This is a genomic window from Actinomadura sp. NPDC048032 (genome assembly GCF_040653175.1).
Taxonomy (GTDB): domain Bacteria; phylum Actinomycetota; class Actinomycetes; order Streptosporangiales; family Streptosporangiaceae; genus Spirillospora; species Spirillospora verrucosospora.
On the sequence record NZ_JBEZJP010000267.1, the window covers coordinates 1 to 11,219 of the forward strand.

Annotated in this window: 11 protein-coding genes; all 11 read right to left on the reverse strand. The window is 73.6% G+C overall.

Translation table 11 applies throughout. The features are described 5' to 3' along the window. Positions 1 to 102: 102 nt before the first annotated feature. The 11 genes from AB0C69_RS28060 to AB0C69_RS28110 all read right to left on the reverse strand — a co-directional run bounded on the left by AB0C69_RS28060 (position 103) and on the right by AB0C69_RS28110 (position 11,081). Complete coding sequence (locus AB0C69_RS28060) at positions 103 to 1,167, reverse strand: ABC transporter substrate-binding protein (RefSeq protein WP_360358192.1); 1,065 nt, start codon at positions 1,165 to 1,167, stop codon at positions 103 to 105. A gap of 92 nt (positions 1,168 to 1,259) precedes the next feature. Beyond that, the gene (locus AB0C69_RS28065) at positions 1,260 to 2,330 is read right to left on the reverse strand and encodes an ABC transporter permease (protein WP_360358193.1); all 1,071 of its coding nucleotides are present in this window, start codon (positions 2,328 to 2,330) and stop codon (positions 1,260 to 1,262) included. Beyond that, positions 2,327 to 3,850: a sugar ABC transporter ATP-binding protein gene (locus AB0C69_RS28070; RefSeq protein ID WP_360358194.1), complete on the reverse strand. Its 1,524-nt coding sequence runs from the start codon at positions 3,848 to 3,850 to the stop codon at positions 2,327 to 2,329. Before AB0C69_RS28070 ends, AB0C69_RS28065 begins: the two co-directional genes overlap by 4 nt. A gap of 28 nt (positions 3,851 to 3,878) precedes the next feature. After that, positions 3,879 to 5,066: an ROK family transcriptional regulator gene (locus tag AB0C69_RS28075; RefSeq protein WP_345186312.1), complete on the reverse strand. Its 1,188-nt coding sequence runs from the start codon at positions 5,064 to 5,066 to the stop codon at positions 3,879 to 3,881. A 385-nt stretch (positions 5,067 to 5,451) separates the two neighbouring features. After that, the gene (locus AB0C69_RS28080; protein WP_345186309.1) at positions 5,452 to 6,057 is read right to left on the reverse strand and encodes an ATP/GTP-binding protein; all 606 of its coding nucleotides are present in this window, start codon (positions 6,055 to 6,057) and stop codon (positions 5,452 to 5,454) included. Further along, positions 6,038 to 6,433, reverse strand: coding sequence for a DUF742 domain-containing protein (locus AB0C69_RS28085; RefSeq protein WP_179833175.1), 396 nt, complete (start codon positions 6,431 to 6,433; stop codon positions 6,038 to 6,040). The genes AB0C69_RS28080 and AB0C69_RS28085 overlap by 20 nt, the downstream gene beginning before the upstream one ends. Before the next feature lies 1 nt (position 6,434). After that, a complete protein-coding gene (locus AB0C69_RS28090; RefSeq protein WP_345186305.1) occupies positions 6,435 to 6,881 on the reverse strand; it encodes a roadblock/LC7 domain-containing protein in 447 nt (148 codons plus the stop codon). Continuing rightward, positions 6,878 to 9,508 carry a nitrate- and nitrite sensing domain-containing protein gene (locus AB0C69_RS28095; protein WP_360358195.1) on the reverse strand — a complete coding sequence of 877 codons (2,631 nt, stop codon included), beginning with the start codon at positions 9,506 to 9,508 and terminating at the stop codon, positions 6,878 to 6,880. The genes AB0C69_RS28090 and AB0C69_RS28095 overlap by 4 nt, the downstream gene beginning before the upstream one ends. Positions 9,509 to 9,613: 105 nt before the next feature. Next, the gene (locus AB0C69_RS28100; RefSeq protein ID WP_345186303.1) at positions 9,614 to 10,264 is read right to left on the reverse strand and encodes an ATP/GTP-binding protein; all 651 of its coding nucleotides are present in this window, start codon (positions 10,262 to 10,264) and stop codon (positions 9,614 to 9,616) included. Further along, on the reverse strand, positions 10,245 to 10,625 hold the full coding sequence (locus tag AB0C69_RS28105) for a DUF742 domain-containing protein (protein ID WP_345186301.1): 381 nt from the start codon (positions 10,623 to 10,625) through the stop codon (positions 10,245 to 10,247). The genes AB0C69_RS28100 and AB0C69_RS28105 overlap by 20 nt, the downstream gene beginning before the upstream one ends. Positions 10,626 to 10,628: 3 nt before the next feature. Continuing rightward, positions 10,629 to 11,081: a roadblock/LC7 domain-containing protein gene (locus AB0C69_RS28110; protein ID WP_089314511.1), complete on the reverse strand. Its 453-nt coding sequence runs from the start codon at positions 11,079 to 11,081 to the stop codon at positions 10,629 to 10,631. Between the last annotated feature and the right edge of the window lie 138 nt (positions 11,082 to 11,219).

Genomic DNA, 11,219 nt, shown 5'->3' on the forward strand with positions numbered 1-11,219 from the left:
GGTTGGGGCAGGATCTGGAGGCCACGACCGAGGCCAAGTACCGGTACCTGATCGATCACCACATCGTTCCGGCGTTCGGGAACCTGCCGGCGCCCCCGCCGCTCAGGACTCGAAGCCGAGCGGCATGTAGGTGTCGACGTTGTCCTTGGCGACCGTCTCGGAGGCCAGGGTGATCGACTGGGGCACCTGGAGCTCGACCAGGTCGGCCATGCCCTTGCCCTGCGCGATGAGCCGGCCCAGCTTGATCGCGGACGCGGCCATGGTCGGCGGGTAGGTGACGGTGGCCTCCAGCACGCCGCCGCCGGACTTGATATCGCGCATGGCGTTGGCCGAGCCCGCGCCGCCCACCATGAAGAACTCCTTGCGGCCGGACTGCTTGATCGCGGCGAGCACGCCGACGCCCTGGTCGTCGTCGTGGTTCCACAACGCGTCGATCTTCTTGTGCGCCTGCAGCAGGTTGGAGGCGACCTGGTTGCCGGACTCCACGGTGAACTTGGCGTCCTGCTTGGCGGTGACGGTGTAGCCGTAGGACTTCAGCGCGTCCGCGAAGCCCTTGCTGCGTTCCTGCGTCAGCGGCAGCGTCGCGATCCCCTGGATCTCCAGGATCACCGGGTTCGAGGCGCCCTTGCCCTTCAGCTTCTTGCCGATGTAGTGGCCGGCGGAGACGCCCATGCCGTAGTTGTCGCCGCCGACCCACGTCCGGTACGACAGCTTGTCGGGGAAGACGCGGTCGAGGTTGACGACCGGGATGCCGGCGTCCATCGCCTTGCGGGCGACCTGGTTCAGCTGCTCCCCGTCGTTGGGCAGGATCACCAGCACGTCGACCTTCGCGCGGATCAGCGACTCGACGGCGGAGATCTGCTGGTTGATGTCGTTGGTCGGCTCGACCGGCTTGAACGTCACGTCCTTGTACTTCTTGGCCTGCGCCTCGGCGTTCTTGGCGATCGCCGCGATCCAGCCGTGGTCCGCGGCGGGCGCGGAGAACCCGATGGTGACCTGCTTGCCCGGCTTGTCGTTGTCGCCGGCGAGCGACCCGGCCTGCGCCGCCGGGCTCGGGTCGTCCTTCTCGTTGTTGCTCGTGCAGGCCGCGGCGAGGCTGCCCGCCGCGACGACGGCGCCGCCGAACAGGACGCCTCTGCGGGTGGGACGGGGGCTCTGATCACGCATGACGTGCTCCTGATCAAGGGATGGGGCGTCCCCCGCCGCGCGTTCCCCGGGACGCGCGGCGCCGGACGTGGGGTGGGTGTCGGGCGGTGTCCTCAGGTGGGCGAGCGGAGCCCGCGGCGCTGCAGCAGCACGGCGATCACGATGATCGCGCCCTTGGCGATCAGCTGGTCGCTGGTCTGCAGGCCGTTCAGGATGAACAGGTTGGTGATGAGGGTGAACACCAGCACGCCGAGGATCGACCCGGCGACGGTGCCGCGCCCGCCGGTGAGCAGCGTCCCGCCGATGATGACGGCGGCGATCGCGTCCAGCTCGTACAGGTCGCCGTGGGTGCTGGAGCCGGTGGTGGTGCGGGCCATGATGATGAGCGCGGCGACGCCGCAGCAGAACCCGGACAGCGCGTACAGCAGCAGGGTGTGCCGGCGGACGTCGATGCCGGCCAGCCGCGCCGCCTCGGGGTTGCCGCCGACCGCGAACGTCCGGCGGCCGAACGTGGTGCGGTTGAGCAGCAGCCATCCGGCGGCCGCGACCGCGGCGAAGATGTACACGACGAGCGGCAGCCCGAGCACCTTCGTGGTGGACAGCGCCTCGATCGCGTCGTTCTCCGGCCGGACGAGCTGGGTCCTGCGGTCCGACATCCGCTGCGCCAGCCCCCGCGCCGCGACGAGCATCGCGAGGGTGGCGATGAACGGGACCAGCCGCCCGTAGGAGATCAGCAGCCCGGTGACGACTCCCGCGCCGGTGCCGACGAGGACCGCGCACAGCGCCATCACCGCGGGGCCGTAGGACTGCGTCGCCACCGTCGTCGCCCACACCGACGCCAGCGCCATCACCGACCCGACGGACAGGTCGATCCCGCCGCCGATGATGACGAACGTCTGGCCGACGGTGATCACGCCGATGGTGGCGGCGAGCGCGAGGATGCCGACGACGTTGCCCGAGGTCGCGAAGTTGCCGGGCTCGGTCACGAGGCCGACGACCGACAGCAGGACCAGCGCGGCGACGAGCCCGAGATGGTGGATCTCGCGGCTCCCGGCGCCGCTCCGCGCGAACGGCAGCCGCGGCCCCCCGCCCCCGCCGGCCGGCCGGGCGGGCGCCCCGCCGTGCTCGCCGGTGTTCTTCTCGGTCCGGGGGGCCGACCCTCCGGAGTGAAAGGTGCCGGTCACAGGGCACTCCCCTCCATGATCATGTTGAGCACGGCGCCCTCGTCGAGGTCGCGGGCGTCGCCGGTGTGCACGACGCGCCCCTCCCGGACGACGAGGACGCGGTCGGCGAGCCCGAGCACCTCGGGAACCTCGCTGGACACCAGCAGCACCCCGATCCCCCGTCCGGCCAGCTCGCGGATCACCGCGTACAGCTCGGCGCGGGCGCCGACGTCCACGCCGCGGGTGGGCTCGTCGAGGATCAGCAGCCGCAGCCCGGCCGTGCCGAGCAGCCACCGGGCCAGCACGACCTTCTGCTGGTTGCCGCCCGACAGCGTCACGACCGGGCGCCGCGGGTCGGGCGGCCGGATGTCGAGCGACTCGATCTGGCGCCGCACGTCGGCGAGCTCGCGGCGGCGGCTGAGCCAGCCGAACGAGGCGTAGCGCGGCAGCGAGGCGACGCTGACGTTGGCGGCGACGGTCTCGTTCAGCAGCAGCGCCTGGCTCTTGCGCTCCTCGGGCGCCATGCCCATGCCGCGCCGCACCGCCGCGCCCGTGTCGCCGGGACGGACCGGGCGGCCGTCCACGAGCACCCGTCCCTGGGCGGGGCGCCGGGCCCCGTAGACGGTCTCCAGGATCTCCGAGCGCCCGGACCCGACCAGCCCCGCGAGCCCGACGATCTCGCCCGCGCGGACGGTGAGCGACACGTCCTCGAACGCGCCGGGCAGCGTGAGGCCCTCGACCCGCAGCACCTCGGGGCGGCCGTCCTCGGGCTCGGGCCGCGGGGGGAACACGTACTCCACGTCGCGCCCGGTCATGAGCGAGACGATCTCGTCGGTGGAGGTGCCCCGCGCGGGCAGCCCGCCCGCGACCGACCGGCCGTCCTTGAGGACGGTCACCCGGTCGCCGATCTCGCGGATCTCCTCCAGCCGGTGCGAGATGTACACCACCGCGACACCGGCCGCGGTCAGCTCCCGGATGATGCGGAAGAGGTTGGCGACCTCGTCGTGGGCGAGCGCGGCGGACGGCTCGTCCATCACGATGAGGCGGGCGTCGTGCGACAGGGCGCGGGCCATGCTGACGACCTGCTTGCCCGCCGCCGGCAGCCGCCCGACCTCGCGGCGCGGCGGGATCTCCCCGTGCCCGAGGCGCCCGAGCAGCTCCCGCGCCGCCCGCTCGGCCTCGCCGCGGCGGGTGAACCCGAAGCGGGCCCTCTCGTGCCCGAGGAAGATGTTCTCGGCGACCGACAGGCCGTCCACCAGGTCGAGTTCCTGGTAGATCGTGGCGATCCCGGCCCGCATCGCGGCGGTGGGCCCGGCGAGCCGGACCGGCGCCCCGCCGAACACGATCTCGCCCTGGTCGGGCTGGTGCGCGCCGGCGAGCACCTTGATGAGCGTGGACTTGCCGGCGCCGTTCTGGCCCAGCAGGCAGTGCACCTCGCCGGGGCGGACGTCGAGGTCGACGCCGTCCAGGGCGCGGACGCCGGGGAACTGCTTGACGATGCCGCGCATCCGCAGCAGCGGTTCGGGTTCGGGCGAGCCCATCGGGCCTCCTCGGGGGCCGGAGAGGGGGTCAGGACGCGGAGAAGACGTGGTCGCTGATGAGCCGGGCGCCGCCGACCACGCCGGCGGCGCCGGCGAGCTCGGACAGCACGATCGGAAGGTTGCCGGTCGCGAGCGGCGCGGACCGCCGGTACACGACGCTGCGGATCTCGGCGAGCAGCGCGTGGCCGAGGCCCGCGACGCCGCCCGCGATGATGACGAGGCCGGGGTTGAAGAAGCTGACGAGCCCGGCGAGGACCTGGCCGACGTGCCGGCCGCCCTCCCGGATGATCTGCACCGCGCACGGGTCGCCGGCGGCGGCCGCCTCGCCGACGTGCTCGCCCGTCAGCTGCCCGTGGGTCTCCAGCAGGGCCGCGAGGGCGGGCGAGCGGCCGGACCGCGCCGCCGCCTCGGCGTCCCGCGCGAGCGCCGCGCCGCCGAAGAACGCCTCCAGGCATCCGGCGTTGCCGCAGGCGCAGGTCGGGCCGTCGTCGTCGACCCGGATGTGGCCGATGTCCCCCGCGCTGCCGGACACGCCCCGGTAGATGGCGCCGTCCACCACGATGCCGCAGCCGATCCCGGTGCCGATCTTCACGAGCAGGAAGTCGTCCACCGACCGGGCGAGCCCGGCGTGCAGCTCGCCGAGGGCCATCAGGTTCACGTCGTTGTCGACGAGGACCGGGCAGCCGAGCTCCTGGCCGATCGCGTCCCGCACCGGGAACCGGTCCCAGCCGGGCATGATCGGCGGGACGACCGGCATGCCGTCGCGGAAGCTGACCGGCCCCGGCACCCCGATGCCCGTCCCGTGCACCTGCGGGATCAGGCCCTCGTCGCGCAGCTTGCCGAGCAGGTCCAGCGCCCGCTCCAGCACCACGGTCGCGCCCTGCCGGACGTCGCACCGCTCGCTGACGTGCCCGAGGACCTCCAGCGCGCCGTCGGTCACCGCCACGTCGATCGAGGTCGCCCCGATGTCGAAGGCGACGAACCGCAGCCGCGGCGACAGCCGGACGATCCCCGACCGCCGCCCGCCCCGCGAGGCCGCCAGCCCGGCGCCCTCCACGAGGCCGAGCTCGACGAGCCGGTCCAGCTCCACCGCCAGCTTGGACCGCGACAGCCGGACGACGTCGCCCAGCTCGGCGCGCGAGCGCGGCCCCTCGTCACGCAGCAGCCGCAGCAGGCGTGCCTGGTGCACGTTCTGCGGGCGAGCCGACATGCGCATCACGCCGTCCTCTCGGGATCGGGCCCGGCGCGGTGTGACGCCGGTCTCATGCCCGAGACCGTAACCCGCTTTCGCCGCCCTGAGAAGACCTTTCCCTCAGAATCTCCAAACTTTCCACACTCAGAAGACAAAGCCGCCGACACGGAACGACCCCGCCCAGCGCACAACCACGCCGAGCGGGGCCGTAACCCGCCTAACCGCCTACCTCAGCCCCCACCGCAACCACGCGACGACCTCACCGCCGCGATCGCGTCCGAAGGCAGGTCCGAGCTTGCGAGAACCTGATCGCGCAGCGAGCCGCCAGGCGAGTCGAAGCGATGCCGGCGATCGCCCGCTTTTCTCGACGATGGAGGGCCGCCAGGCCCGAAGGAGGAGAAAAAAGCAATCAATACGCCATCTGTCGTCCTGTGCTCATGGTTCGCATGATGTGTTCGACGAGGCTGATGAGGACGCGCTTGGCGTCCTCGCGGTCGCGGACGTCGCAGGAGATCACGGGGATCTCCGGGGCCAGGTCGAGGGCGTCGCGGACCTGGTCGGCCGAGTGCTGGCCGGCGCCGTCGAAGCGGTTGACGCCGATGATGAACGGGACGCCGCGGCGTTCGAAGTAGTCGACCGAGGCGAAGCAGTCGGCGAGGCGGCGGGTGTCGACGAGGACGACCGCCCCGAGCGCGCCCTTGGCCAGTTCGTCCCACATGAACCAGAACCGGTCCTGGCCGGGGGTGCCGAACACGAACAGCACCAGGCCGTTGGGCAGGGTGATGCGCCCGAAGTCCATCGCCACGGTGGTGGTGGTCTTGGACGCGACGGCCGTGGTGTCGTCGATCCCGATGCTCTTCTCGGTCAGCGCCTCCTCGGTGCGCAGCGGGCGGATCTCACTGACCGCGCTGACCAGGGTGGTCTTGCCGACGCCGAAACCGCCGGCGACGAGGATCTTTACCGTCAGCGCCGAGTCGCCCTGCTGGGCGGCCGCGTCAGAGCGCACGGATTCCATCGATCACTTCCTTGAGTACGCGCTCGCTGGGGAACTGCGCCACCGGCGCGGGGCGCCGGACCTGTATCAGCGAGTGGTCGAGCAGATCGCCGAGCAGGACACGGACGACCCCGAGGGGAAGTTCCAGATCCGACGCTATCTCGGCGACCGACAACGGGGTGCGGCAAAGCTCCAGGATCATGTCATGTTCGGGCTCCGGCGCCCATGGGGTCGCCGGAAGTGCGTGGGCGTCCTCCGCGGGTTCGGGCGGGTCGGCCGCGACGATCAGCGCGACCAGGTCGAACTCGACGCCGTCGTAGTGCGTCCGGCCTCGGGTGAGCGCGTACGGGCGCACGACGGGGCCCGCCGCGTCGTCGTACCACGCCGTGCCGCCCACCTCACGCTCCGCCGGACTCGGCCGCGACGACGCGCGGGTTGGCCGACAGGTGCTGGCCGACCCGGGTGACGAGCATCGCCATCTCGTAGGCGATGATCCCGAGGTCGGCCTCGGCGTCGGCGAGGACGGCCAGGCAGGCGCCCCGGCCGGCGGCGGTGACGAAGAGGAACGACGACTCCATCTCCACGATCGTCTGCCGGACGGGCCCGCCGCCGAAGGACTCCCCGGCCCCGCGGGCGAGGCTCTGGAAGCTGGCGGCCACGGCCGACAGGTGGTCGGACTCCTCAGGCGCCAGCCCGCTGGACGCGGCGATCCGCAGCCCGTCGCTGGACAGCACGACGGCGTTCTGCACCGGGGCGACCCGCTGGACGAGGCTGTCCAGGAGCCAGTTGAGCTCGCCTCCGGCTCCGCCCGGGACCTCCGCGCCGGAGTGCTGGGGCTGTGTCATGGGGCGTCGTCCTCCTGGTCGCCTACGTGTCCCGCGGCCTCCGCGTCGGCCGCGTCCTGCCTGCCGCGCTGCCAGCCGCGCTGCATGCTGGACAGCATCGTTCGCATCGACTCGGGCGAGCGGGCGGCGCCGTCGTCCGGGTCCTCGCCCGCGGGAACGGTCCCGGCCGGGTCGCGGCCGGCCCCGTCCGCGGGGGCGTCCATGGGGACGGGCGCCGCGAGCGGCGTCCCGGCCGGCTCCGGGGCGGGCGGCGCCGGGGGCGCGGCCGGTTCCGGAGCGGTCGGCGGGGCCTGCCCCTGCGCGGCCAGGTGCGCGTCCACCCGTTCCTTGAGCTGGGGCGCCAGGTGCTGCTGCCGCCTGCGCCTGGGCAGCTCTCCCTCCCGCGGGGGCGGGACGGGCTCCGGCCGCTCTTCGGGCCGGGCGGGCGCGGGCGGCGCCTCCGCCTCGGCGGGAGGCGTCGCGACCGGCACGGGCGCCACGGGTGCCGCGGGCGGCGGCTCCTCGGCCGGACGCGCCGGCTCGGGCCGGTAGGGCTCGGCCTCGGCGACGAGCCGGACGTACCCGCCGGACTCGCCTCCGGGCGTGGCCGCCGGGAGCGCCGCGGCGGCGCTCGGCAGCTTCTGCATGGGCCCGGTGGCGCGGCGCACGGCCGGTTCCGGCTCGGCGCTCTCCACGATGAGCGAGCTCGGGATCAGCGCGATCGCCGTCGTCCCCCCGTACGGGGACGGGCGGAGGGTGACGGTGATGTCCTGCCGCTGCGCCAGCCGGGCGACGACGAACAGCCCGAGCTGGGCGCTGTCGGACGGGTCGAACTCGGGCGGGTGGGCGAGCCGCTCGTTGGCCCTGCGCAGCGCCTCCTCCGTCATCCCGAGGCCGCGGTCCTCGACCTCGATCGCGAACCCGCTGGCGACCGCGTGGCCGCTGACCCGCACCGGCGACTGCGGCGGCGAGAACGTGGTGGCGTTCTCCACCACCTCGGCGAGCAGGTGGATGACGTCGGCGACGGCGGAGCCGAGCAGCGAGACGCGCGGCAGCGGCTGCACCCGCACGCGCGGGTAGTCCTCGACCTCGGCGACGGCGCCGCGCACCACGTCCACCAGCGGGACGGGACGGCGCCAGCCGCGCCCGGCGGTCTTGCCCGCCAGGATGACCAGGCCCTCGGCGTGCCGGCGCATGCGCGTCGCGAGGTGGTCGAGGCGGAACAGGTCCGACAGCTCCGAGGGGTCCTCGGTGCGGCGCTCCATCGTGTCGAGCAGGCTGAGCTGCCGGTGCAGCAGCGCCTGGTTGCGGCGCGCGAGGTTGACGAACACCTCGCTGATGCCGCGCCGGGCCGCGACCTCGCCCTCGGCGGCGACGAGCACGGCCTCGCGGGCGCGGTCGAAGGACTCGGCGATCTGCCGGATCTCGGTGATGCGGTAGTCGATGTCGGGCGCGGCCTCGGGCTCGACGGAGGCGCCGGCGCGGACCTGCTCGGCCAGCAGCGGCAGCCGCATGCGGGTGAAGTCCACGACGCCGGAGGCGAGCGTGCGGCACTCCTCCAGCAGCCGCCGCGACACCCGGACCGCGAGCAGCGCCGACAGCACGATGGCGAGCAGGCCGACGCCGCCGGCGAGGCCGAGGCGAGTGAAGGCGCTGATCGCGATGTTCTCGCCGTGGTCGACGACGTCGTCGAGGGCCCTGTTCTCCAGCTCGAACAGCCGACCGTTGACGGTGTCGGCGAGCGACCGCCAGATGGCGGGCTCGATGACCGGCGTGTGCGGGGCGCGGGCGGCGGGCTGCCCGGTGCGGACCCCCGCGGCGGGCCGGGTGTTCGCCTCGGGGATCGTGCGCACGGCGGCGCGGGGCGGCTCGGCGCCGCGGATGACCTGGTCCTCCAGCGACCGCAGCTGGACGAACGGCGGGGACGCCGCGAGCCGCTCGTAGCGTTCGAAGTCGTGGTGCAGGTTGGGCGCGTTGTCGGCGTACAGCATCCGCTGGGCGCCGACGAGCTGCGCGAACTGCCCCCGCTCGGCGGTCGTGATGTGCCCGGCGGCCAGCGCGCCGGACAGCAGGGCGTCCTCGCGCGACATGAACTCGCGGGCGCGGCCCAACGAGGCGAGCGTGCGGGCGTGCGCGGTGATGGACCCGTCCCCCGGCGTGGTCGCGTTGTAGATGGCGAAGCCCGCGTCGATGATGCCGCTGTACTCGCTCAGGACGCGCTCGCGGTCGGAGACGCGCTGGTCGATGCCCTGTCGGACGCCGTGCAGCGTGTCGATCCGCTCCACGAAGGCGTCCAGCCGGTCGGCGACCTGGGGCAGGATCGAGCCCCGGAGGCCCTTGTCGCGCGCGCCCTCGCGGACCTTCTCGGCCACGTCGTCGGTGGTCTGCCGCTGCGTCCGCATCACGCCGGCGTCGAGGCGGGCGCCGCCGAGCTCGGCCATCGTCAGCCGCCGCTCCTTCTGCAGCGCGTCGATGAGGTGCTGCGTGGGCAGCACGGTCTTCTCCTGGAACTCGCGGCTCCGCAGCAACTGGTTCGCGTCGCCGTAGGTGAAGGCCGTGAGGAACACCCACAGCGAGGCGAGCGCCAGCAACGGCACGAGGACCAGCAGGCTGATCCTCGCCCGGATGGAGGAGAAACGGGGGCCCATCACGGCTGGCGGACCCTGCTCACGTGTGTCGCGGTCGGCATTGGGGGGCGGGACATGCGGGGGAAACCTCCCGATGCGTGGAGTACGGGGGTGTGCGGGAGCCTACTACGTCGCGGGTTCACGATGATCGGCCTTCCGGCCGCCGGGCGCCTCGTCCTCGTCGTCCGGCCAGCTCAGCACGTGCTCCATCAGCGCGACGAGCACCTCCTTGGACGACTCGCGGAGGCGCGCGTCGCACAGCACCACCGGGACGCCGGGGTCCAGGTCGAGCGCGATGGCGATGTCGCGGGGCCGGTGCGTCCGCTCGCCGTCGAAGCAGTTCACGGCCACCACGAACGGGACGCCGCGGCGCTCGAAGTAGTCGATCGCGGGGAAGCTGCCGGTCAGCCGGCGCGTGTCGGCGAGCACGACCGCGCCGATCGCGCCCGCCGCCAGCTCGTCCCACATGAACCAGAACCGCTCCTGGCCGGGCGTGCCGAACAGGTAGAGCAGCAGCTGGTCGGAGAGCGTGATCCGGCCGAAGTCCATGGCGACGGTCGTGGTCTCCTTCGCGGCGACGCCCGCCACGTCGTCGACCCCGGTCCCGCGGTCGCTCAGGAGCTCCTCGGTGTGCAGCGGCCGGATCTCGCTGACCGAGCCGACCATGGTGGTCTTGCCCGCGCCGAACCCGCCCGCGATCAGGATCTTGGTGGTGACCGGCGGCCGGGCCCCGAAGCCCGGCCCGGCCGCCGCCCGGTCAGAGCGCGCGGAGTCCATTGAGCACCTCCCTCAGCACCCCGGACGAGGGCCGCCGGCCCTCGGCCGGGCGCGCCTCGTCCACCACCGCGATGAGCCCCTTGTCCCGCAGGTCGCCGAGCAGCACCCGCACGACCCCGAGGGGCAGGCCGAGGTCGGCCGCGAGGTCGACCACCGTCACCGGCCGCGCGCAGCCGCGCAGCACCCGCGCGTGGTCGGGGCTGTAGCGCAGCCGGTCGCCCGGGGGGACGCCGGTGGCCGCGACCATCGCGATCAGCTCGAAGCCCGCGCCCTCGGGACGGGTCCGTCCCCGCGTCATCGCGTAGGGGCGCACGAGCGGACCGGCCTCCCGGTCCAGCCAGCGCTCTCCCGGCGGGGTCATCGGTCAGAAGCCCCGCGGCGCGGACCCCCCGGCGCCTCCGAACCCCTGACCGCCCGCCTCCGCTCCGAACCTCGGGCTCGCCTGCAGGTGCTGGCCGACCCGCTTGACCAGCACCGCCATCTCGTAGGCGACGAGTCCGGCGTCGGCCTCCGCCTCGGCGAGCACCGCCAGGCAGGTGCCGTCGCCCGCCGCCGTCACGAACAGCAGCAGCGCGTCCATCTCGATGATGGTCTGGCGGACGTTGCCGCCCGCGAAGTGCCGCCCGGCGCCGCGCGCGAGGCTCTGCACGCCGGACGCCAGCGCCGACAGGTGCTCGGCGTCCTCGCGGGCGAGCTCGTTGGAGGCGGCCACGGCCAGCCCGTCGCGCGACAGGATCACCGCCTGCCGCACCGTCGTGACCCGCTGGGCGAAGTCGTTGAGCAGCCAGTTCAACTCACCGGTCACGGTGTTGTGCATCATCGGGTCCCCTCATCCCCCATGTCGGACGCGCGTCCGCGCCGCCATCCCTGCTGTATCGATGCCATCAGCGAGCGTGCCTCCTCGGGCGAGCGTGCGACGGCCCCGGTCGCGCCACCGCCGGACGGCGGTGGCGAC